21 protein-coding genes and 3 pseudogenes are annotated in these 23052 nt (G+C 69.5%); 18 read left to right on the top strand and 6 right to left on the bottom strand.

Features of this window, described 5'->3' with window-relative positions:
• Positions 1-42 precede the first annotated feature (42 nt).
• The 4 genes and pseudogenes from M1M07_RS21760 to M1M07_RS21745 all read left to right on the top strand — a co-directional run.
• A complete protein-coding gene (locus tag M1M07_RS21760) occupies positions 43-276 on the top strand; it encodes a hypothetical protein (RefSeq protein WP_197255881.1) in 234 nt (77 codons plus the stop codon).
• Positions 273-1135 (top strand): annotated as a pseudogene (locus M1M07_RS21755) (alpha/beta fold hydrolase). The gene M1M07_RS21760 and the pseudogene M1M07_RS21755 overlap by 4 nt, the downstream one beginning before the upstream one ends.
• Positions 1132-1737 (top strand): annotated as a pseudogene (locus M1M07_RS21750) (extradiol ring-cleavage dioxygenase); the annotation flags it as partial. The pseudogenes M1M07_RS21755 and M1M07_RS21750, both read left to right, overlap by 4 nt.
• A 365-nt stretch (positions 1738-2102) precedes the next feature.
• Positions 2103-2423, top strand: a pseudogene (locus M1M07_RS21745) (transposase); the annotation flags it as partial.
• 24 nt (positions 2424-2447) lie between these two features.
• Here M1M07_RS21745 and M1M07_RS21740 read toward each other — a convergent pair.
• Positions 2448-3272, bottom strand: coding sequence for an MBL fold metallo-hydrolase (locus M1M07_RS21740; protein WP_197255885.1), 825 nt, complete (start codon positions 3270-3272; stop codon positions 2448-2450).
• Between the two features lie 35 nt (positions 3273-3307).
• On the opposite strand from M1M07_RS21740, the gene M1M07_RS21735 reads away from it, so the two are divergent.
• Positions 3308-5377 (top strand): phage holin family protein, encoded by a 2070-nt coding sequence (locus M1M07_RS21735; RefSeq protein WP_197255892.1) that lies wholly within the window; start codon positions 3308-3310, stop codon positions 5375-5377.
• Between the two features lie 57 nt (positions 5378-5434).
• Here M1M07_RS21735 and M1M07_RS21730 read toward each other — a convergent pair whose 3' ends face one another.
• The gene (locus M1M07_RS21730) at positions 5435-6565 is read right to left on the bottom strand and encodes a patatin-like phospholipase family protein (protein WP_248675513.1); all 1131 of its coding nucleotides are present in this window, start codon (positions 6563-6565) and stop codon (positions 5435-5437) included.
• A gap of 226 nt (positions 6566-6791) precedes the next feature.
• On the opposite strand from M1M07_RS21730, the gene M1M07_RS21725 reads away from it, so the two are divergent.
• From M1M07_RS21725 to M1M07_RS21715, 3 genes are all read left to right on the top strand, one after another.
• The gene (locus M1M07_RS21725) at positions 6792-7913 is read left to right on the top strand and encodes a transposase (RefSeq protein WP_248675512.1); all 1122 of its coding nucleotides are present in this window, start codon (positions 6792-6794) and stop codon (positions 7911-7913) included.
• Positions 7819-8451: a transposase gene (locus M1M07_RS21720; RefSeq protein ID WP_248675511.1), complete on the top strand. Its 633-nt coding sequence runs from the start codon at positions 7819-7821 to the stop codon at positions 8449-8451. The genes M1M07_RS21725 and M1M07_RS21720 overlap by 95 nt, the downstream gene beginning before the upstream one ends.
• Positions 8452-8664: 213 nt before the next feature.
• Positions 8665-9483 (top strand): class II glutamine amidotransferase, encoded by an 819-nt coding sequence (locus M1M07_RS21715; RefSeq protein ID WP_197250266.1) that lies wholly within the window; start codon positions 8665-8667, stop codon positions 9481-9483.
• Between the two features lie 72 nt (positions 9484-9555).
• Here M1M07_RS21715 and M1M07_RS21710 read toward each other — a convergent pair whose 3' ends face one another.
• The 4 genes from M1M07_RS21710 to M1M07_RS21695 form a co-directional block, all read right to left on the bottom strand.
• A complete protein-coding gene (locus tag M1M07_RS21710; RefSeq protein ID WP_068158269.1) occupies positions 9556-9759 on the bottom strand; it encodes a cold-shock protein in 204 nt (67 codons plus the stop codon).
• Between the two features lie 138 nt (positions 9760-9897).
• Positions 9898-10170 carry a hypothetical protein gene (locus M1M07_RS21705; RefSeq protein ID WP_197250267.1) on the bottom strand — a complete coding sequence of 91 codons (273 nt, stop codon included), beginning with the start codon at positions 10168-10170 and terminating at the stop codon, positions 9898-9900.
• Positions 10171-10212: 42 nt separating this feature from the next.
• Positions 10213-10809, bottom strand: coding sequence for a TIGR03086 family metal-binding protein (locus M1M07_RS21700; protein WP_197250268.1), 597 nt, complete (start codon positions 10807-10809; stop codon positions 10213-10215).
• Between the two features lie 164 nt (positions 10810-10973).
• A complete protein-coding gene (locus M1M07_RS21695; RefSeq protein ID WP_197250269.1) occupies positions 10974-11534 on the bottom strand; it encodes a B-4DMT family transporter in 561 nt (186 codons plus the stop codon).
• Between the two features lie 106 nt (positions 11535-11640).
• On the opposite strand from M1M07_RS21695, the gene M1M07_RS21690 reads away from it, so the two are divergent.
• The 10 genes from M1M07_RS21690 (at position 11641) to pyrF (ending at position 22863) form a co-directional block, all read left to right on the top strand.
• Positions 11641-12735, top strand: coding sequence for a Xaa-Pro peptidase family protein (locus M1M07_RS21690; RefSeq protein WP_248675510.1), 1095 nt, complete (start codon positions 11641-11643; stop codon positions 12733-12735).
• A gap of 34 nt (positions 12736-12769) precedes the next feature.
• Positions 12770-13333 carry an elongation factor P gene (gene efp / locus M1M07_RS21685; RefSeq protein WP_197250271.1) on the top strand — a complete coding sequence of 188 codons (564 nt, stop codon included), beginning with the start codon at positions 12770-12772 and terminating at the stop codon, positions 13331-13333.
• A complete protein-coding gene (nusB, locus tag M1M07_RS21680; RefSeq protein WP_248675509.1) occupies positions 13334-13864 on the top strand; it encodes a transcription antitermination factor NusB in 531 nt (176 codons plus the stop codon).
• A 196-nt stretch (positions 13865-14060) separates the two neighbouring features.
• Positions 14061-14675, top strand: coding sequence for a bifunctional pyr operon transcriptional regulator/uracil phosphoribosyltransferase PyrR (gene pyrR / locus M1M07_RS21675; RefSeq protein WP_231610489.1), 615 nt, complete (start codon positions 14061-14063; stop codon positions 14673-14675).
• Positions 14672-15616 carry an aspartate carbamoyltransferase catalytic subunit gene (locus M1M07_RS21670; RefSeq protein WP_197252146.1) on the top strand — a complete coding sequence of 315 codons (945 nt, stop codon included), beginning with the start codon at positions 14672-14674 and terminating at the stop codon, positions 15614-15616. The genes pyrR and M1M07_RS21670 overlap by 4 nt, the downstream gene beginning before the upstream one ends.
• On the top strand, positions 15613-16959 hold the full coding sequence (locus M1M07_RS21665) for a dihydroorotase (RefSeq protein ID WP_248675508.1): 1347 nt from the start codon (positions 15613-15615) through the stop codon (positions 16957-16959). Before M1M07_RS21670 ends, M1M07_RS21665 begins: the two co-directional genes overlap by 4 nt.
• Positions 16960-16963: 4 nt before the next feature.
• The gene (locus tag M1M07_RS21660; RefSeq protein WP_248675507.1) at positions 16964-17461 is read left to right on the top strand and encodes a transporter; all 498 of its coding nucleotides are present in this window, start codon (positions 16964-16966) and stop codon (positions 17459-17461) included.
• A 70-nt stretch (positions 17462-17531) separates the two neighbouring features.
• Positions 17532-18698 carry a glutamine-hydrolyzing carbamoyl-phosphate synthase small subunit gene (carA, locus tag M1M07_RS21655; RefSeq protein ID WP_197251531.1) on the top strand — a complete coding sequence of 389 codons (1167 nt, stop codon included), beginning with the start codon at positions 17532-17534 and terminating at the stop codon, positions 18696-18698.
• Positions 18698-22039 (top strand): carbamoyl-phosphate synthase large subunit, encoded by a 3342-nt coding sequence (carB, locus tag M1M07_RS21650; RefSeq protein WP_248675506.1) that lies wholly within the window; start codon positions 18698-18700, stop codon positions 22037-22039. Before carA ends, carB begins: the two co-directional genes overlap by 1 nt.
• Entirely contained in the window at positions 22036-22863 is an 828-nt protein-coding gene (pyrF, locus tag M1M07_RS21645; protein WP_197252828.1) for an orotidine-5'-phosphate decarboxylase, read from the top strand. The genes carB and pyrF overlap by 4 nt, the downstream gene beginning before the upstream one ends.
• Positions 22864-23052 lie beyond the last annotated feature (189 nt).

Raw genomic sequence — 23052 nt, 5'->3', positions numbered from 1 at the left:
CTCGGCGCCGCCGGATCCTGGCCGGGCTGGCACACCGTGGGCGTGCCGGTCGTACGGATCACCGGCCCCGGCACCGCACCGGCCCCCGACGCCCTCGTCGACATCGACGGCTCCCTGATGCAGTGGATGCGCAACAAAGGCGCCACCGCCCTCGCGCTGCGCCCCGACAAGGTCATCTACGCCGCTGCCGGCGCCGACAGTCCTCTGCCTCCACCCCCGGCCGGCATGAAGACCACCGCCCCGACCTGTTCCGACGACATGGAGACCCTCGTATGACCCGCGCTGCATTGACCGAACGCACCGTCTCCGTCGACGGGAAGGACATCCTCGTCGCCGAAACCGGACACGGACCGGCGGTGTTGCTGCTGCACGGCGGCGGCCCGGCGCCTCCGGTGTGGCGAACTACTCGCGCAACATCGACGCGCTCTCCGAACATTTCCGGGTGATCGTGCCGGACCTGCCCGGCTACGGACGCTCCAGCAAGGGAGTGGACGGGTCGGACCCCTTCGGCTATCTCGCCGACCACATCCGCGGTCTGCTCGACCACCTCGACCTCGACCGCGCCCACCTGGTCGGCAACTCCTACGGCGGAGCGTGCGCGCTGCGTCTGGCGCTCGACAGCCCGGAGCGGGTCGAGAAGATGGTCCTCATGGGCCCCGGCGGTATCGGCACCACCCGGGCCCTGCCCACCCCCGGACTGCGCGCGTTGTTGTCCTACTACACCGGTGAGGGGCCCTCGCGCGAGAAACTCGCCACCTTCATCCGCACCTATCTGGTCTTCGATGGCACCGCGATCCCGGATGAGGTGATCGACGAACGCTACCGGTCGAGCATCGACCCCGGCGTGATCGCGCCTCCGCCGCTGCAGCGCCCCTCCGGACCAGGGGCCCTGCACACGTTGTGGCGCATGGACTTCACCCGCGACCGCCGACTGCGCACCCTGCAGACCCCGACGCTGGTGATCTGGGGCGCCGACGACAAGGTCAACCGTCCCAGCGGCGGCCCGACCCTGGCCAAGACCTTGCCGAACTGCGACCTGCTGCTCACCGCCAACATCGGGCACTGGGTGCAGTGGGAACGCGCCGGCTTCTTCAACGCCGTCACCGCGGCCTTCCTCACCGGGAGCGCCCGATGACCAGCATCGACACCCTGTTCGGATCCGTCCACCTCGGCTACATCGTCATCGAAACCGACAAGTTCACCGACTGGCACCGCTTCGGCCGCGACGCCATCGGCATGCACGTCGACCGATTGTCGAACCAGGCCATGCGGTTTCGGCTCGACGACCACCAATGCCGCTTCCTGCTCCAGCGCGGGCCGGCCGAGGACGTCACCGCCCTCGGTTGGCAGATCGACGATCACGAATCGTTCGACCGGGTCGTGGCACGGGTACGCAATCGCGGAGTCCCGGTCACCGACGGCACCGACGAGGAGACCGCGCTGCGCGGGGTCGAACGCTTGCTGCGGTTCCCCGGCCCGAAAGGCATCGCCCAGGAAATCTTCACCCGGCCCCGCCACACCACCGAACCGCTGGTGATGAGCACCGCCGGATTCGTCACCGGCGCTGCAGGACTGGGACACGTGGCGATCACCTCCACCCGACCCCATCAACTCCGGGGCTACTACGACACGGTCTTCGACGCCCGCCTGTCGGACTACATCGACGAGACCATCAACGGTGCACGTCTGAAGATCCGGTTCCTGCGAGTGAACGAGCGCCACCACTCCATCGCCGTGCTCGCCGTGGCCACCAGCCGCGAAACCAAAGGTGCCGATCTCGACAAGCTCGACAACCTCTACTGACACCACCTCACCCAAGCCCCGCCGGCGCCGACCCCGGCGCCGGTAGGGCTTAGGCCGTGTTTCAAAAGTGATCTTGAACCGCGTTCCCGCCGGAAAGGGGTGTCGCAGTCGTGGAATGAGTGAGGTCTCCGGTATCTGGGTTTAGCGCCCTGGCAAACCGTGTACGGCCTGTTCCGGCGCTGGCAACGCGGCGGAGTGTGCGCCCGGGTCCTGACCGCACTGCAGACCGTGGCCGACGCATCCGGCGGGATCGTCTGGGACGTCAGCGTCGATTCGACCGTCATGCGGGCGCATCAGCACGCGGCCGGGCGCGGACACGTCCGGAGCGGGTGCTGGCGGACAAGGCCTACAGTTCTCGCGCGAACCGCCTCTATCTGCGGCGACGACGGATCAAGGCCACGATCGCGATCCCGTCCGACCAGCTCGCCCACCGCCGCAACCGAGGTTCCGGTGGTGGGCGACCTCCGGCGTTCGATCGAGACGTGTACCGGCAACGGCATGCGGTCGAGTGCGGAATCAACCAACTCGAGCAGTTCCGGGCGGTGGCCACGCGCTACGACAAGCTCGCGGTGCGGTACCTGGCCACCGTCCAGGTCGCTGCGATCGGTCAGTGGTTGTGAGGCAGCGGGCTTTTGAAACACGGCCTAGCGGCGATGCGTTCCGGACGAACCGTGCCCGCCGTCCGATCCGCCGAGCGCGTCACCCGGACGCAACTCCACGGCCATGAGCCCCGCGCGCTCGGCATGGTGGACGAACTCGGCGCCGGGTCCGAAGAACGACCGGGGGCGCACGGCGTCGAAGCCGATCGGCCACAGCGTGCCGTAGTGGATCGGCACCGCCAGGGCTGCCTCCACCAGCCGCGCGGCGACCACGGCTCGAGGCGGGTCGAGGTGACCGTCGCCGAGTGTGGGACCCCAGCCCCCGACGGGTAGCAGCGCGAGGTCCACCCCCGGGCCGACGTGGTCTTCCAGCCCCGGGTACAGATCGGTGTCGCCGGCGAAGTAGGTCCGCCGGTCGCCTTCGACCACGTATCCGACCGCAGGCGCGAGCTGCGGTCCACGTCGCCAGCGTCGACCGTCGTGATGTGCGGGCACGGCGCGCACGGTGACCGCGCCGATGCGTGTTTCGTCGCCGGGCCGCAGGGGCACCAGGCGGTCGCCGAAGCGGCGCAACGCGGGTAGGCCGTCCATCGCCCGCCACGGGACCACGATCGGAACGTCCGGGTCGAGCAGCCGCAGCGACGGTAGATGGGTGTGGTCGGCGTGCAGATGCGAGAGCAGGACGACGTCCGGGTGGCGCGTGCGGAAGCCGAGGGGGGTGGGCCCCCGCCGGCGGCGCAGGTGGGCGACGCGGTCGGTGAGCACCGGATCGGTCAGGACGACCGTACCGCGGTCCACGATCAGCGTGCTGGCGTGCCCGAGCCAGCGCATCCCGGACGCGGCGGTATTCCCACCCGGCGGCGCGCTCACGCCCCTTACGATTCCAGACAACGAGAGGGAGTGCGATGCGCACGGTGGGCGGGGTGTTGCGGATACTCGTCGAATTCCTCGTGCTCTGGGGATCGTCGGCGTTCGCGGTTCTCGTGCTGGACCGCATCCTCCGCGGCGTCACCCTGGATCCGTCGAGCTTTGCTCCGCTGCCGACGCTTCCTGCCGCGCTGGTGGTCGCGCTGGTGTTCGGCATCCTCAACGCGGCACTGTGGCCGTTGACGATGCGCTTCATGTCGTGGATCGGCCCCGTGCTGCTGTTCGTCGGGGTGTTCCTCGCAGGCGGCGCGATCATGCTGTTGACGCTGAACCTGGTGCCGGTCGCCACGGTGGACGAGCCGCGCGATGCGGTCGTTCTGGCAGCGGTGGTCTCGCTGGTCACCTCTGTGGTCTCGGGTGCGATCGCGTCCCGCTCCGATACCGCGTACCGGTTGATGCAGGTGCGCCGGAACCGGTTCCGCTTGCGACGCAACGCTGCTCTCGTGGACGCGGATCCGGGGCTGTTGTGCATCCAGATCGACGGGCTGGGTTACGACGTGTTGCGGCGCGCGATCGCCGACGGCGTGACGCCCGGGCTGGCGAAGCTGGTGCGCGAGACCCACCGGCTGGTCCCGTGGCACACCGACTGGAGCAGCCAGACCGGGGCGACCCAGCTGGCGGTGCTGCACGGTTCCAACCACAACGTGCCGGCTTTCCGCTGGTACGACAAGACGACCGGGCGCATCTCGGTGTTCAGTAACCCCGCCGACAACGAGCAGCGCGAACTCGAACGGGCCGAGATTCCGGGTCTGCTCGCGCACGACGGTGCGAGCCGCGGCAACCTGTTCACCGGCGGTGCGCACGACAACGTGCTCGTCGTCAGCCGCATGCGCGGTGCCCGTCTCGGCGCCGGCGCCGGCTACAGCGACTACTTCGCCGACCCGGCGAGCGCGCTGCGCACGTTCATCCGAATGTTCGCGGAACTCCAGCGGGAGCTGCGTCAGGCATTGCGGCAGAAGCGGAAGGACATCCAGCCGCGGGTCTCGCGGGGAGGGGTGTATCCGTTCGTGCGGGCCTTCGCGACCGTCCTCGCCACCGACGTCACCGCCGCCGCGGTGGTCGGGGATCTGATCAAGGGGCGCAGCATCGTCTACGTCGACCTGATCGGATACGACGAAGTCTCGCACCACTCCGGAATCTCCCGGCCCGAGACCCTCGCGGTGCTGACCAAGCTCGACGAGATCGTCGAGATGCTGCTCGCTGTGACGGAGCAGGCGGACCGGCGCTACCGCGTCGTCGTGCTGTCGGACCACGGGCAGAGTCAGGGCGCCACCTTCCGGCAACGCTACGGGGAGACCCTGGGGGAGTTGGTTGCCCGGCTGACCACGCAGGGCGAGCCGTCCGCGGAAGGTCGGCACCGGCACGAGCGCGCTGCCACCGCCTCCCCCAAGCCCGGGGCGGAGGGCCGTGCCTACGCGGCGGCCAGCATGCACGCGTCGGCAGCCGACGAGGAGGCGCGTCCTCCCACGGGCGAGCCGATCGTGCTCGGCTCGGGCAACCTCGGTCTGATCTACTTTCCGCACCTGCCGGGACGCGCCGATGTCGACGCCATCGAGGCCGCCCATCCCGGGCTGCTCACCGCGCTTCGCGAGCATCCCGGAATCGGGTTCCTGCTCGTCGCCGCACCCGGCGGATCCGTGGTGCTGGGGTCCGGCGGCAAGGTCGACGTGACGACCGGCGAAGTCACCGGCCGGGACCCTCTCGCGGTGATGGGCCCCGATGCGCTGGCGAAGATCCGACGCACCGACGCCTTCGACAACGTGGCCGACATCATGGTCGGCGGCATGTACTGGCCGGAAACCGACGAGGTCGCGGCGTTCGAGGAGCAGGTCGGCTCGCACGGCGGCATGGGCGGACCGCAGAGCACGCCGTTTCTCATCTACCCCGCCGACCTGCCTGCAGCTCCGGAACCGTTGCACGGCGCCGAGACTCTGCACAAGGTGCTCGTCGGATGGCGAGATCATTCGACGGGTGTGCGAGCAACCAGTGCACCGGCGCGCCCGAACCGTGGACCTGCAGGGTCGTATTCGACCGGGCCGGGTCGGTGAACTTCACTCGTCGTTCGGTGAGTATCGCCGGGCTGTTTCACGAGAAGTCGGCCTGTGTCACGAGGATTGCGGCGTGCACTTGCTGCCGAGGTCCGCGGCGGGCCCGGTGAATTTCGAGTCGAACATGGTGTAGCTCAGCAGCTCGTCGTGGCCAGGTCGAACGTCGCTCATCAAACTCATCAGGGTTGTCTCCATCGGGTGGCGGACACGGCCCCACAGGCCGAGCATCGAGTCGAACGCGTCCTTTGCGAGACGGTCGATCTTGCTGGTCTCCTGCAGGGTCGGCCCGGCGAAGACGACATCGACGGCGCGGTAGCCTTTCGTGCCATTGCGGTTACGCAGCGTCCACAGGTCGTCGATCATGCGGTCCGTGAGGATTGCGCGCAGCGACAGCGCGGCGGTGCCGAGGATGTCGGGCGGATTTGCCTGGGCGGGGGACCCGGAGGGCAGTGGCAGCCGCTCCTGCGGATGGGACGCGACCACTCCGATCCGCTCTGCTCCCAATTCGAGAGCCGGTTTGATGGGTGTGTTGAGCAGGAGACCGCCGTCGATGTACAAACCCCGGTTTTCGCCGGTGATCTCGACAGGTTGGAAGAGGATCGGGATCGCAGCGGACGCGAGCAGGTGATCGACGCCGAGGGTGGTCGAGACATATCGAATGTTGCGGTGCGCGTCGTAGCCGGGAAGACATACGTCGTCGGCGTGCTCGACGAACACCACGGTTCCTCCGGTGGCCAGCGAGGTCGTGGCCACGGCCACCGCTCGGACCTTGCCCGCGCGGATGTTCTCGTGAAGCCGATCCAAGGGAACCAGTGCCTCGAGCGACGCTCGCATCGGCGACGTGTCGAGAAGCCCGGCGGGAGGAGGAACCGGAAGCCCGATCAGCCTGCCGAGCGTCGAACCGCCGGTCCGCAGCAGAGTGCCGATCGGGGAGAACACGTCCGTCAGCTCGGCCCCGCTCCACGCCGCGACCACCTCCTTGGCTGCCTGCTCGCCGCCGAGATCGGCATAGGCCGCCAAGCCGGCCACGTTCAACGCCCCGGCGCTGGTCCCGACCAGGATCGGCGGAACCACCTCGTCGGGTGCGAGTACGGGAAGCAGGGCCTGGACGGCACCCGCCTCGTACGCACCTCGCGCGCCGGCACCGGATACAACCAGGGCAGTGCGTTGCTCCGACTTCTTCGACATGCGAACCCCCGCGTCGTCGACGGTGTGATCCCATTAGGCACGCCGGGCGCCGGGTTCGCGGGGGAGTTCGGTGAAACGTTGCAGGAGCGTGGTTCCGGCCTCGGGTCCCGGCGTCCTATCCGAGCGAATGTACCGTTCGTCTCCTCAGACGGGCTGTTGCAGAATCGCGGGTCGGTCTCGCCGTGACGTGGCGGGGCCGACCTGCGGCTTTGTGTAGAATCTGTTGGTGGCCAAAGGATGTCGACCCGTCGACCGCGATCAACAGTTCCTGATCCCACCGGACATGCGCGACTGGCTCGGCGCCGATCATCCCGTGTGGACGGTCATCGACATCATCGACCGGATCGACACCACCGCATTCCACCGCAACGCCAAGACCGGCGGCGCCGGCCGGGCCGGCTACCACCCCGACATGCTGCTGACCCTGCTGGTGTGGGCATGGTCCCGCGGCGAACGGTCCTCCCGCCGCATCGAACGACTGTGCGCCGAGGACGTCGCCTACCGGGTGATCTGCGCCCAGGACATCCCCGATCACGTGACGATCTCCCGGTTCCGCAAGACCCACGCCACCGCGTGCGAGGAGTTGTTCACGCAGGTTCTGCTGCTGGCCGCAGCCCTGGGGCTGGGCCGGCTGGAAACGATCGCGTTGGACTCGGTCAAGATCGCTTCGAACGCCTCGGCCGGCGCCAATCGCACCGAATCGGCGGTACGCGCCGAAGCCGCCGACCACGCCCGGGCGTTGGCGGCGGCCGCGGTGGCCGCGCACGCGGCCACCGATGCCGCCGAGGACGAACCACTCGACGACGAGCGCCACGGCCCGGGTTCGGTCCCGCCGTCGTTGACCGATCCGCGGTCGCGGGCAGCGCGGATCAGCGAGGCGATCGCCGCACTCGACCGGGCCCGCGCCGCCGAAGCGCAGGCCCGAGCGGACAAGGACAGCTCCGCACGCCTGTATCTCGAGCAGGCACGCGACGGGCAGATGCCGATGGGGTCCCCACCGGCCGGCGCGGCGGTGGCCGCCGCGGAACTGGCCCTGGAGAAAACACTGGCTGCCCATGCTGCGAAAACAGACCGGTATCGGCAGCGCCTCGCCGAGGCCGCAGCGAACGGGCAGCGGTGTGGTGGCTGGGTGATCCGGCCGGCCGAGCAGGACCCGAAAGTGATCAAGGCTCGGGCACGTCTGGCTCGCGTCACGGCCGCGGCCGAGGCTGCGGCCGCACGGCCGGATGCTGCCGACGGATCGAACCGAGCGGATGGTCAACACCACCGACCCGGAGTCCGGGCTGCAACCGCTGCGCGGTGGTGGCTGGCTGCAGGGGTTCAACTGTCAGGCCGTTACCAGCGGTGACGGGTTGATCATGGCGGTGTCGGTGGCCGCCAATCCCACCGATGCGCCGACGTTCGTGCCGATGATGCAGGCCGCGGTGACCGCCGCCGAGAAGATCACCGCCGCCCGCAGCGACACCAACGACGGTGATGGTGGCGGTGGGGATCGGATCGGGGTGCTGCTCGCCGATGCCGGGTACTTCTCCGAGGCCAACATCACCGCGCCGGGACCGGACCGGTTGATCGCCCGCGGCAAGGCCCGTCACCTCGAACACGCGACCCGGCACACACCCGCGTCCGGGCCGCCGCCCGCCGATGCCGGACCGGTCGAGGCGATGGCCCACCGGTTGCGCACCGAGGAGGGAATTGCCACCTACCGCAAGCGTTCTCACATTGCGGAGACCCCGTTCGGGCATGCCAAACACAATCTGAGGTTCCGGCGGTTCACCGGGCGGGGACTGACCCGGGCCCGCGGTGAGTGGAGTTTCCATGCTGCGGTGCACAACATCGGCAAGATCCTCACCATGGTCGGTGGGGGCGGGTTGCCGGCCGTCGTGTGAAGCGGTGGTCCCGGGGCGGGAGACCCCGCCCCGGGACCGGCGCTGTGGTTCGCGGTCGCGGACTTTCGGCTATTTCGCAACAGCCCGCAGATCGACCGAATGTACCGTTCGCTCGGAAAAGCCGGGGGTCGCGCTCGGAAAAGCCGGGGTCGGCGCTCGGAAACGCGGGGTCGGCGCGGAGCACTCTGTTTCAATGGAGATGTGTGCAGATGGATGGCATATTCCGGTGAGCCGATCCTCGCCGAGGACCTGCTGTTCCGGCCGGTGCACTCGCTCATCGATCAGAGTCTGCACTCGCAGCTCGGCGCGACGACCACGAACGGGGACGGGTTCGGCATCGGCTGGTACGGAGAAGGGCCCCGGCCGGCGCTGTTCAAGAGCATCGAACCTGCTTGGAACGACCGCAATCTGAGGGAACTCGCCAGCCAGATCCGCAGCGGCATGTTCTTCGCGCACGTGCGTGCGTCGACGGGATCGCCGGTCCAGCGCAGCAATTGCCATCCGTTCCGGTACGGCAACTGGTTGTGGATGCACAACGGCGAGATCGTGGACTACCGGAAGATCAAGCGGGAACTGCTGCTCGCGGTGGAGGCGGAGCTGTACACGGAGATCATGGGATCGACCGATTCGGAGGCGCTGTTCTACCTCGCGTTGACGTTCGGACTGACCGACGACCCGCTCGGCGCCGTCGGCCGGGCGGTCGGCTTCGTCGAGAAGACCGCCCGCGCGCACGGCATCGAGAACCCGGTGCAGATGACGGTCGCGACATCGGATGGAACCTCGATGTGGTTCTTCCGCTATTCGAGCCAGGTGCAGTCGCGGTCGCTGTACTACTCCACCGACATGACGACGCTGCGTGCCCTGCACCCGGAGGTGGAGGTGCTCGCGAAACTCGGACCGAGGGCGCGCCTCGTGGTGTCGGAACCGCTGCGTGACCTGCCCGGGGCGTGGAACGAGGTGCCCGAGGCCAGTGCGGGAACGGTCGGACCCTACGGGGACGAAATTCTGCCGTTCGTGCCGCTGGCCCCCTAGATCGCCGGGGCGCAACGCCATCGGGGCGCACCCACGTGGGATGCACCCCGAATTTCGGCGTTCGCGGACTTGTCAGAGGGCGCGGACCTGCTGGGCCTGCGGCCCCTTCTGTCCCTGCCCGACCTCGAATTCCACCCGCTGGTTCTCTTCCAGCGAGCGGTAGCCGCTGCCCTGGATCTCGGAGAAGTGGACGAAAAGATCGGCGCCCCCGTCATCGGGAGCGATGAATCCGAAACCCTTCTCGCTGTTGAACCACTTCACGGTGCCCTGCGCCATCTTGCCCAACTTCCTGTTCGGGAGCCGAACGTCACGTCGACGTCACGATCTCCACAATCGATCGTGCCACCCCTACGCCGTATGCACACCTCGTAGAGCACCGCCGATCCGAACCCACGAGGGCGGGCGCGCCGGGGCCTACGACGCGGTGCCGGCGCCCTTCGGGGAGGTCTCGAGCTCGAGGTCTGCGTCGTCGGCGAAGACGAGCCGACCGTCGTCGAGCGCGACCGCCCACCGGCGCACCGGGGCCCAGTCGCGGCCGAGGTCGTCGGCGACCAGCGCCGCGGCCTCGCCGTAGTCGGCGACGATCGCACCGTGTTCCGGTGCTGCGTGGCCGGAGCCGGATCGAATCGTCACCCGCGCGCCCAACGCGAGCGCGGCAGAGTTCTTGGTCTTAGCGCTCATGGCCATCAATTGTGACAGCTCACAGCGGGTGATGCAGGTCGGCCCGGGTCAGCCGTTGCGCGGTGGCGTCCAGGACGGGTCACGGCCGGTGAGCCCGAGCAGCCGATCGAGCGCGGACGCATCCTCCGCAACCTCCACCACCGGACCGAACAGGCCACCTTCGGCCCGCTGCTCCGGGGTGACGGTCGACGCGAACGCCGTGCAGGCCGCCACCGCCGCATCGTCGCAGGTGTAGGGCAGGCCCGCCGCGGCCGCGAGGTCCCAACCGTGGATCACGAGCTCGTCGAGCGCGACGAGTCCCGCGATCCGGCCGGGCAGGTCCAGCCCGGCGGCCTGCGTCGTTCCGGTCCACGCGGCGGGATCGTGCCACGCCTGCGCGAGCGCCGCGACCTGCGCGGGGATGCGCGTGCGCCAGTCGTCGCCCAGGTTGGCGGCGCTCGGCGCCGGCGGACGCGCTGTGATCTCCCCGAACTCCTTGGTCGCCGCGGCGGTGAACGCCACGGACAGGCCGCCGACGTGGTCGAGGAGGTCGCCGAGCGTGGCGTCCCGGCACGGTGTGCGGGCGGTGAGCTGGTCGTCGCGGATCCCGGCGATCACCCGGGTCATCGTGCGGGCGGCGGGATCGAGATCGAGCATTTCGGTCATCGGGCACCTCGGTTCTCGGAGCGGTGGGGTCGCATGAGGACAGACCCGTCCCGAGCCGGAAACTCAGCGGTGCGACCGGTGCGACCGGTGCGGACGGCCGCGGGCCGCCGCGACCATCGTGGTCGCGGCGGCCCGCGGAAAGTGGGAGAGCCGATGTATGCCGGTCAGGCCGTGCCGTCCCGTTTCGGGTCGACGGCCGGGAACACCTCGGTGGGGGAGTCGTCGCTGCTCCACGCCCTGTCGGCCCCGACCGCAGCCCCCACCGGCGCCGGTTCCGCGGCGGGCTGCTCGACCGGCCTCGCCTGCTCGTCTCGCACCAGGAAGCGGCCGACGGTCACGGCCGCCATCGCGGGCAGGAACACCAGCAGCACGGTGAACGCCGCGCCGGAGGTGAGCTCGAAGAACAGCGACTTGACACCGACCGGGATCGCGGTGACCGCATCGACGAGCCACGTGAGGAACCCGCCGAGCAGACCCGTGACCGCGCCCGCCTTCAGCCACAGCATCGTCAGATCCGCGCCGCGATCCGGATCGGGATTCGCGCGCCGATCCCGGATCCCGTCGATGCCGCCCCAGATCAGGGCCGCGAACAGCACGACGAGCAGACCACCCCACCTCAGGACCGATCCCTGCAGGGGCCACTGGACGAGCGCCGCGCCCAGCAGGACGCGGACGAGCACATGCACGAGGGTCAGGCCGAGCCCGCGAGTCAACCAGGGTTTCATGTATCCGAGAGTAACGTCTGTCACGGCAAAAGTGTGTCTCGGCCCACACCCGAAACCGGCCCGTCGTCCTGTGACCGGCCACGAATCGTCGGGGTAGGTTGGTTCGATGGCCGCCGATCATGCCTCCCGCCGCGCCGCGCTGCGCGCCGTCCTCGCCGACCGCGGACTCGACGCGCTGCTGGTGACGAACCTGCTCAACATCCGCTACCTCACCGGATTCACCGGGTCCAACGCCGCGCTCCTGGTCAGCACCGACGACGCCGACGAATCGCGGACCGTCGTCTGCACCGACGGCCGGTACGTCACGCAGATCGCCGAACAGGTCCCGGACCTGCGCGCGGTCATCGCACGCGCCAGTGCCGACCACCTCATCGCCTCCGCCGGGACACACGCGGCAGGCTGGGGTTTCGAAAGCCACACGGTCACCGTCGACGAACACGCTCGCTGGTCCGGGCTCGGCAGCAAGGTGACGTTGACCGCTGCGCCGGGACTCGTCGAGCAGTTGCGGGCGGTCAAGGACGAACACGAGATCGGGCTGCTGCGCGCGGCGTGCACCGCGGCGGACCGGGCGCTGGCGGACCTGATCGCCGCCGGGGGCCTGCGCCCCGGCCGCACCGAGAAGGAGGTGGGCCGCGACCTCGAGTCCCGCATGCTCGACCACGGCGCCGACGGCATCTCCTTCGAGACGATCGTCGCCGCGGGCGCCAACTCGGCGATCCCGCATCACCGGCCGACGAACGCGGTGCTGGCCTCCGGCGACTTCGTCAAGCTCGACTTCGGGGCGCAGGTCGGCGGCTACCACTCCGACATGACCCGCACCTACGTGCTCGACAAGGCCGCGGACTGGCAGCGCGAGCTGTACGACCTGGTGTTGCGTGCCCAGCAGGCCGGCCGGGAGGCGCTCGCGCCGGGCATCGAATGTGCCGCGGTGGACGCGGCGGCCCGATCGGTGATCGCCGACGCCGGGTACGGAGAACTCTTCCTGCACGGCCTCGGTCACGGGGTGGGGCTCGAGATCCACGAAGCGCCGGGAATCGGTGCCGCGGCGACCGGTACACTTGTCGCCGGTGCGACGGTAACCGTCGAGCCGGGCGTGTACTTCTCCGGGCGCGGAGGCGTGCGGATCGAGGACACGCTCGTGGTGCGCGAGCAGGCACCGGAACTGCTCACGCTGACCGACAAGACATTGACCGTCGTATAAGGGCGGTTCCTCGACTCTAGGAGACGCGAAGTAAGTGGCCGATACCAGTGATTTCAAGAACGGGCTCGTGCTGAAGATCGAGGGTCAGCTCTGGCAGATCATCGAGTTCCAGCACGTCAAGCCCGGCAAGGGTCCGGCGTTCGTGCGCTCGAAGCTGAAGAACGTGCTCTCCGGTAAGACCGTCGACAAGACCTGGAACGCCGGTGTCAAGGTCGAGACCGCCACCGTCGACCGCCGCGACATGACCTACCTGTACAACGACGGCACCGACTACGTCTTCATGGACGGCGAGACCTACGACCAGATCTCGATCTCGCCCGAGACGCTCGGTGACGGGGCGAAGTTCCTGCTCGAGAACATGGCCGTGCAGGTCGCGACCCACGAGGGCACCCCGCTGTTCGTCGAGCTTCCCGTCACGATCGAGCTGGTCGTCCAGCACACCGATCCGGGCCTGCAGGGCGACCGCTCCACCGGCGGCACCAAGCCCGCGACCCTCGAGACCGGCGCCGAGATCCAGGTCCCGCTGTTCATCAACACCGGCGACAAGCTGAAGGTCGATTCCCGTGACGGCAGCTACCTCGGGCGAGTGAACTCCTGAGTGTCCGGAACGCAGAAGAAACTCGGAGCCCGGCACAAGGCGCGTAAGCGCGCCGTCGACCTGCTGTTCGAGGCCGAAGCCCGCGACACCGACCCGATCGACCTCGCCGCGGACCGCGTGGCGCTGGCGCTCACCGACGACCAGGTGGCCCCGGTCGCGCCGTACACCCGGACCCTGGTGCGCGGTGTCGCCGAGCACCTCGACGAGCTCGATCAGCTCATCGCCGACCACCTGCACGAGTGGACGCTCGAGCGGCTGCCCGCGGTGGACCGCGCGATCCTGCGGATCGCCGCCTGGGAGCTGTTCCACGCCACCGACGTGCCGCCGGTCGTGGCCGTCGACGAGGCCGTCGAACTCGCGAAGTCGTTGTCGACCGACGATTCGCCGGCGTTCGTCAACGGCGTGCTCGGTCAGCTCGTCGCCGTCGCCGACCAGGTGCGTGCCGCGGCCGCAGCGACGTCGGTGCACGCGAAGCAGGCCGGCGCTGCCGAACAACCCGGCACTCCCGAACAACCCGGTTCGGAACAGTAGGACACCGATGCAGCGCAGGCGGGTCCGGACGAGATCGACGATTTCGTCCGGACCCGCCTTCGTCGTCGGTGCCCGTGTGTCGCGCTTCACCGTCAACCTTGCCGTGACGCCTCTCGGCCGCTGATAGGCTGTTTGAACGTCAGGCATCCTTTAACGATCCGTCCAGCGAGGCGGAGAAGGAGGTCGCTGTATGGCCATGTCCGAGGACGGCTCGTCAGCATCCACCGATCCATCGGCATCCGGAACCGGAGCGCCCGCCCGCGAGTTGTTGTCCGCCGCGGACGTCGGACGCACCGTGGCCCGCATCTCCCACCAGATCATCGAGAAGACCGCACTCGACGCCCCGGAAGGCGAAGCGCCTCGCGTCGTGCTGGTCGGAATCCCCACCCGCGGCACCACCCTCGCGAACCGCATCGCCGAGCGCATCGAGGAGTTCTCCGGGGTCCGCGTGCCGGTCGGATCTCTCGACATCACGCTCTACCGCGACGACCTGCGGACCAAGCCGCACCGTCCCCTCGAGCGCACCTCGGTGCCGGAAGGCGGTGTGGACAACGCCCTGGTCGTCCTCGTCGACGACGTGCTCTTCTCCGGCCGCTCCGTCCGCGCCGCCCTCGACGCCCTGCGCGACCTGGGCCGGCCGCGGGCCGTCCAGCTCGCGGTGCTGGTCGATCGCGGGCACCGCGAGCTGCCGCTACGCGCCGACTACGTCGGCAAGAACGTTCCCACCGCCCGCACGGAGGACGTGCGCGTGCTGCTCACCGAACAGGACGGACGTGACGCGGTGGAGATCTCCGGAGGCAAGAACCTGTGAAACACCTGCTCACCATCGCGGATCTGACCAGGGATTCCGCGACCGAGCTTCTGGACGAGGCGGAACGGTTCGAGCAGGCGTTGCTCGGCCGTGAGGTGCGCAAGTTGCCGACACTGCGCGGCCGCACCGTGATGACCGTGTTCTACGAGAACTCGACCCGGACCCGGGTGTCCTTCGAGGTCGCCGGCAAGTGGATGAGCGCGGACGTCATCAACGTCAGCGCGTCGAGTTCGTCGGTGTCCAAAGGCGAATCGCTGCGCGACACCGCGCTGACCCTGCACGCGGCGGGCGCCGATGCGCTGATCGTGCGGCACCCGGCCTCCGGTGCGGCACACCGGATCGCGGACTGGACGACCGACGCCGACGGCAACGGCCCGTCGGTGATCAACGCCGGTGACGGCACCCACGAACACCCCACGCAGGCGCTGCTCGACGCGCTGACCCTGCGGCAGCGGCTCGGATCGCTGGAAGGGCGGCGCATCGGCATCGTCGGCGACATCCTGCACAGCCGGGTGGCGCGCTCGAACGCGCTGCTGCTGTCGATGCTCGGCGCCGAGGTGGTGCTCGTCGCGCCCCGCACGCTGCTGCCGGTCGGGGTGGAGACCTGGCCGGTGACCGTGGCGCACTCGCTCGACGCGGAACTGCCCGGCCTGGACGCGGTGCTCATGTTGCGGGTGCAGGCCGAACGCATGAACGGCGGGTTCTTCCCGTCGGCGCGCGAGTACTCGATCGGTTACGGACTGTCCGAGCGCCGGCTGCGGCTGCTCTCCGACGACGCGGTGGTGCTGCACCCCGGCCCGATGCTGCGCGGCATGGAGATCGCCTCCGCGGTCGCCGACGCCCCGCAGACCGCGGTGCTGCAGCAGGTGACCAACGGTGTGCACGTGCGCATGGCGGTGCTGTTCCGTCTGCTGGTCGGCACCGAAGGGGCGTCGGCATGACGGAAACTATTGGAACAGGAGACAATTCGGTGACCCCGCAGGTCCTCATCCGCAACGTGCTGGTCTACGGCGAGGGCGATCCGGTCGACGTCCTGCTCGGCGACGAGCAGATCCTCGCGATCGGTTCCGGCCTCGAGGCCGACGCCGATGCCGAGGTGATCGACGGTACCGGCCAGGTCCTGCTGCCCGGCTTCGTCGACCTGCACACGCACCTGCGCGAACCGGGCCGCGAGGACACCGAGACGATCGACAGCGGCTCGGCCGCCGCCGCGCTCGGCGGCTACACCGCGGTGTTCGCGATGGCCAACACCAACCCGGTCGCGGACTCGGTCGTCGTCACCGATCACGTGTGGCGCCGCGGCCAGGAGGTCGGGCTGGTCGACGTGCACCCGGTCGGCGCGGTCACCGTCGGTCTCGCCGGCAAGCAGCTCGCCGAGATGGGCACCATGGCGGCCGGCGCCGGCCGGGTCCGGATGTTCTCCGACGACGGGCACTGCGTGTACGACCCGCTGATCATGCGGCGCGCCCTCGAATACGCGGGCACCCTCGGAGTTCTCATCGCCCAGCATGCCGAGGAGCCGCGGCTGACCGTCGGCGCCGTCGCCCACGAGGGTCCGACCGCCGCGCGGCTGGGTCTGACCGGATGGCCGCGCGCGGCCGAGGAGTCGATCGTGGCGCGCGACGCGCTGCTCGCGCGGGACGCCGGAGCGCGTGTCCACATCTGCCACGCGTCCACCGCGGGCACCGTCGAACTCGTCAAATGGGCTCGGGGACAGGGGATTTCGATCACGGCCGAGGTGACTCCCCATCACCTGCTTCTCGACGATTCGCGGCTCGAGACCTACGACGGCGTCAACCGGGTCAACCCGCCGCTGCGGGAACGTTCCGACGTCGAGGCATTGCGCCGCGGCCTCGCCGAGGGTGTGCTGGATTGTGTGGCCACCGACCACGCCCCGCATGCCGAACAGGACAAGTGCTGCGAGTTCTCGCAGGCCCGGCCCGGCATGCTCGGCCTCGAGACGGCCCTGTCCATCCTCGTCGAGACGATGGTCCGGCCCGGCCTGCTCGACTGGCGTGGGGTCGCGAAGGTGATGAGCGAGCGACCCGCCGAGATCGTCGGACTCGACGACCAGGGCCGCCCGCTCGCGGTCGGGGAACCGGCCAACGTCGTGCTCGTCGACCCGGACACCGAATGGACGGTGCGCGGACCGGAACTGGCGAGCATCTCGAACAACACCCCGTACGAGGAGATGACGCTGCCCGCCAAGGTCACCGCGACCGTGCTGCGCGGCAGGATCACCGCCCGCGACGGTGCGGTCCGCCCGCGGACCGGCGGGAGGTAGCGCGATGGACCGGGTTCTGATCACCCTCGGCTTCCTGCTCCTGTGGGTCGTGCTGGTCCTGCTCATGTGGAAGGGTTGGCGCGGACGCGCCCGCCGCCAGGCCGACGCCGTCGGGGAACTTCCCGCCGTGCCCGCGGACCTGGGGGAGCAGGTGCTGGCCCCCAGCACCGGCCTGTACGTGGGCAGCACCCTGGCGCCGAGCTGGCAGGACCGGATCGCGGTCGGCGACCTGGGATACCGGGCCGCGGCCGAGATCAGCCGCTACCGCAGTGGAGTACTCCTCGACCGCGACGGTGCCTCGCCGATCTGGATTCCGCAGGACTCGATCCGCGCGATCCGCACCGAACGCGGCCTGGCCGGGAAGGTCATGACCAAGGACGGCGTCCTGGTCATCCGATGGCAACTGCCCTCCGGAACCGAGATCGACACCGGATTCCGCGGCGACGACAAGACTGTTTACCCCTCGTGGGTGGACGCGACGAACGAAGATTCAGGACAGTGACGATCACAGCACGTGAGATTTCAGCTGATGCGGACAGCTCTGGTGAGGTCGAGCAGAACGGAGAGAACGCATGAGCGGCGGTAATTTCGGCGGCGGCACCGCGGTACTGGTGCTCGAGGACGGGCGGATCTTCCGCGGCACCACCTTCGGAGCGGTCGGCCAGACCCTCGGCGAGGCCGTGTTCAGCACCGGCATGACCGGCTACCAGGAGACGCTCACCGACCCCAGCTACCACCGGCAGATCGTGGTGTCGACGGCACCGCAGATCGGCAACACCGGCTGGAACCAGGAAGACAACGAGTCCGTCGGCCCGACCGGCGACTCCGCGGAAGCGAAGATATGGGTCGCCGGCTACGTCGTGCGCGACCCCTCCCGCCGCACCTCCAGCTGGCGGGCCACCGGCTCTCTGCAGGACGAACTGGTCCGCCAGGGTGTGGTCGGCATCGCCGGCATCGACACCCGCGCACTCGTGCGGCACCTGCGCACCCGCGGCTCCATGCGCGCCGGCGTCTTCTCCGGTGACGCCCTCGCCTCGGACGCGGAACTGCTCGAGCGGGTCAAGTCCCAGCCGTCGATGCTCGGCGCCGACCTCGCCGGCGAGGTCACCACCACCAGCGGATACGTCGTCGAGCCCGTCGGGGGCGAGGCCCGGTTCACGGTCGCGGCCATCGACCTGGGCATCAAGACCAACACCCCGCGCATGTTCGCCGAACGCGGGATGCGGGTGCACGTGCTGCCGTCCACCGCGACGCTGCACGACATCCTCGACCTGAAGGCCGACGGTGTGTTCCTGTCCAACGGCCCCGGCGACCCGGCGACCGCGGACGGGGCGGTGCACCTGACCAAGGAGGTGCTCGGACAGGGCCTGCCGCTGTTCGGCATCTGCTTCGGCAACCAGATCCTCGGACGCGCCCTGGGCCTGAACACCTACAAGATGAAGTTCGGGCACCGCGGCATCAACATCCCGGTCGTCGAACACGAGACCGGCCGCATCGCCATCACCGCGCAGAACCACGGTTTCGCGCTCGAGGGTGAGGCGGGCCAGGAGTTCGACACCCCGTTCGGCCGCGCCGTGATCAGCCACACCTGCGCCAACGACGGTGCCGTCGAAGGGGTCCGCCTGCTCGACGGCAGCGCCTTCTCGGTGCAGTACCACCCGGAGGCGGCGGCCGGCCCGCACGACGCCGCCTACCTGTTCGACCGATTCGCCAGCATGCTCGAGGGAGACAAGTCCTAATGCCACGCCGTACAGATCTCTCCCACATCCTGGTCATCGGCTCCGGGCCGATCGTCATCGGCCAGGCCTGCGAGTTCGACTACTCCGGCACCCAGGCGTGCCGGGTGCTGCGCGAGGAGGGCCTGCGGGTCAGCCTCGTCAACTCCAACCCGGCCACGATCATGACCGACCCGGAGTTCGCCGACTCCACCTACATCGAGCCGATCACCGCCGAGTTCGTCGAGAAGGTCATCGCCACCGAGGCCGCCAACGGCACCCCGATCGACGCCGTGCTGGCGACCCTCGGCGGCCAGACCGCGCTGAACACCGCGGTCGCGCTGTCCGAGCAGGGCATCCTCGACAAGTACAACGTCGAGCTGATCGGCGCCGACTTCGACGCCATCCAGCGCGGCGAGGACCGGCAGATGTTCAAGGACATCGTCACCAAGTGCGGCGGCGAGTCCGCCCGCTCGCGGGTCTGCTTCACCATGGACGAGGTCCGCGCGACCGTCGCCGAACTCGGCTTCCCCGTCGTGGTGCGCCCGTCGTTCACGATGGGTGGCCTCGGCTCCGGCATGGCCTACAACGACGAGGACCTCGAGCGCATCGCCGGGGGCGGTCTCGCCGCGTCGCCGACCGCGAACGTCCTGATCGAGGAGTCCATCCTCGGCTGGAAGGAATACGAGCTCGAGCTCATGCGTGACGGCCGCGACAACGTCGTGATCGTCTGCTCCATCGAGAACGTCGACCCGGTCGGCGTGCACACCGGCGACTCGATCACGGTCGCGCCGGCGATGACCCTGACCGACCGCGAGTACCAGAAGATGCGCGACCTCTCGATCGCCATCCTGCGCGAGGTCGGCGTGGACACCGGCGGCTGCAACATCCAGTTCGCGATGGACCCGCGCGACGGCCGCCTCGTCGTCATCGAGATGAACCCGCGCGTGTCGCGCTCCTCGGCGCTCGCGTCGAAGGCCACCGGCTACCCGATCGCGAAGATGGCCGCCAAGCTCGCGATCGGCTACACCCTCGACGAGATCGTCAACGACATCACCAAGGAAACGCCGGCCTGCTTCGAGCCGACCCTCGACTACGTCGTGGTCAAGGCCCCCCGCTTCGCGTTCGAGAAGTTCCCCGGCGCCGACGGCACCCTCACCACCACCATGAAGTCGGTCGGTGAGGCCATGTCGATCGGCCGCAACTTCACCGAGGCGTTCGGCAAGGTGCTGCGTTCGCTCGAGACCAAGCGCGCCGGCTTCTGGACCGGCCCCGAGGTCGAGGGCACCCTCGACTCGATCCTCGCCGAGATCGCGACCCCCACGGACGGACGCATCTATGGGGTGGCGAAGGCGTTCGAGCTGGGCGCCACCGTCGAGCAGGTCTTCGACGCCACCAAGATCGACCCGTGGTTCCTCGATCAGATCCAGCAGATCGTCGAGCTGGGCGACGAGGTCCGCGGCGTCGAGACCTTCGGCGAGCAGGAACTGCGCTACGCCAAGCACCACGGCTTCTCCGACCGCCAGATCGCCGAGCTGCGCCCGGAGCAGTTCGCCGACGAGGACGCCGTCCGCGCCCTGCGCATCGAACTGGGCGTGCACCCGGTGTACAAGACCGTCGACACCTGCGCCGCCGAGTTCGAGGCCAAGACCCCGTACCACTACTCGACCTACGAGCTCGATCCGGAGGCCGAGACCGAGGTCGCGCCGCAGACCGAACGCCCGAAGGTGCTGATCCTGGGCTCCGGCCCGAACCGCATCGGCCAGGGCATCGAGTTCGACTACTCGTGCGTGCACGCCGCGCTGACGCTGTCGGAGGCCGGGTACGAGACCGTCATGGTCAACTGCAACCCGGAGACCGTCTCGACCGACTACGACACCGCCGACCGCCTGTACTTCGAGCCGCTCACCTTCGAGGACGTGCTCGAGGTGTACCGCGCCGAGTGCGAGTCCGGCACCGTCGCCGGTGTCATCGTGCAGCTCGGTGGCCAGACCCCGCTGGGCCTGGCGCGGCGCCTGAAGGCCGCGGGCGTGCCGATCGTCGGCACCAGCCCCGAGGCGATCGACCTGGCCGAGGACCGCGGCGAGTTCGGCCGGGTGCTCGAGCAGGCCGACCTGCCCGCCGCGAAGTACGGCACCGCCACCACCTTCGAAGGGGCGCGGGAGATCGCGTCCGGCATCGGCTACCCGGTGCTGGTGCGCCCGTCCTACGTGCTCGGTGGCCGCGGCATGGAGATCGTCTACGACGAGAAGGCACTCGAGACCTACATCTCGAACGCCACCGAGATCTCCGACGACCGCCCGGTGCTGGTCGACCGCTTCCTCGACGACGCCGTGGAGATCGACGTCGACGCCCTGTGCGACGGCACCGACGTCTACATCGGCGGCATCATGGAGCACATCGAGGAAGCCGGTATCCACTCCGGCGACTCGGCGTGCGCGCTGCCCCCGATCACGCTCGGCCGCTCCGACATCGAGAACGTGCGCCGGTCCACCGCCGCGCTCGCGAAAGGCATCGGCGTCAAGGGCCTGCTCAACGTCCAGTACGCGCTCAAGGACGACATCCTCTACGTCCTCGAAGCCAACCCGCGGGCCAGCCGCACCGTGCCGTTCGTGTCCAAGGCGACCGGTGTGCAGCTCGCGAAGGCGTGCGCGCGGATCATGCTCGGCGAGACCATCGCCGAGCTGCGCAGCCAGGGTCTGCTGCCCGCCGAGGGCGACGGCAGCCACGCCCCGCTCGACGCGCCCATCGCGGTCAAGGAGGCGGTGCTGCCGTTCAACCGGTTCCGCCGCGCCGACGGCACCGGGGTCGACACCCTGCTCAGCCCCGAGATGAAGTCCACCGGTGAGGTCATGGGCCTCGACAGCGACTTCGGCCGGGCCTTCGCCAAGTCGCAGACCGCCGCCTACGGTTCGCTCCCCACCTCGGGTGCGGTGTTCGTCTCGATCGCGAACAAGGACAAGCGGTCGATGATCTTCCCGGTCAAGCACCTCGCCGACCTCGGGTTCCGGATCATGGCGACCATCGGTACCGCGGAAACCTTGCAGCGCAACGGAGTTCCGTGCGAGCACGTGTACAAGGTCTCCGAGGAGGATCGCCCCGAGGGCGCACCGACCGTCGTCGACCGCATCCGCGCCGGGGACGTCGCGATGGTCATCAACACGCCGTGGGGCAACGCCGGGCCGCGCATCGACGGCTACGAGATCCGCAGTGCCGCGGTCGCCGCGAACATCCCGTGCGTGACGACCGTGCAGGGTGCCGCGGCCGCGATCCAGGGCATCGAGGCCGCGATCCGCGGGGAGATCGGTGTCCGGTCCATCCAGCGGATGCAGGCGGGCCTGCGCGACGGCGAGCAGCTGTCGTGACCGGGTTCGGGGAGCGGCTGCACGCGGCGCTCGCCGAACGCGGACCGCTGTGCGTCGGCATCGACCCGCACCCCGAACTGCTCGGGGCATGGGGGCTGACCGTCGACGCGGCCGGCCTGGCGACCTTCACCGAGCGCTGTGTCGAGGCGTTCGCCGGTGAGGTCGCGCTGGTCAAGCCGCAGGTGGCGTTCTTCGAGGCGTTCGGGTCGGCGGGTATCGCCGTGCTCGAACGGGCCGTCGCGGCGCTGCGCGAGAGCGGAACGCTCGTTCTGGCCGATGCCAAGCGCGGCGACATCGGTTCCACGATGGCCGCGTACGCGCGCACCTGGCTGTCCGACGACTCGCCGCTGTGCTCGGACTCGGTGACCGTCTCGCCGTATCTGGGCTTCGGGGCGCTGGAACCGGCCCTGCAGCTCGCGCAGGACACCGGGCGCGGGGTGTTCGTGCTCGCGGCCACCTCCAACCCGGAGGGCGCGCAGGTGCAGCAGGCGACGGTCGCGGACGGGCGCACGCTCGCCCAGGTGATGGTCGACGAGGCCGCCGCCCGCAACGCCGGGGCCGCGGTGCTGGGCTCTGTCGGTGTGGTGGTGGGTGCGACGCTGACGAGCGCACCCGATCTGAGCGCGCTGCGCGGGCCGATCCTGATGCCCGGCGTCGGTGCGCAGGGCGGCACCGCCGACGACGTGCGCCGGCTGGCGGGTGACCATCTCGACGCGGTGGTGCCCAACGTCTCCCGGGAGGTGCTCCGGGCCGGGCCGACCGTCGCGATGCTGCGCGACGCCGTCGCCCGCGCGGTCGAGGGATTCGCCTTCCTGAGGGCCTGACGGAACTCGCGCCGCGGGGCCGGACCCAGCTGGGGTCCGGCCCCGTTGTCGGGTCCGAGGACCCGTTGGGGGGCGGTTTCGCCTCTCCCGGTGCTGGTGGGAGCGGCGACACGCGCGGTCGGTGAGAGGCGCGACACGCGCATTCCCCAGAAATTTTTCCGAACCGGCCGACCGGCTTCGAAGCCGGCG

This window comes from Rhodococcus sp. HM1 (genome assembly GCF_023218075.1).
Classification (GTDB): domain Bacteria; phylum Actinomycetota; class Actinomycetes; order Mycobacteriales; family Mycobacteriaceae; genus Rhodococcus.
This window is presented reverse-complemented; position numbering and strand designations above follow the sequence as displayed.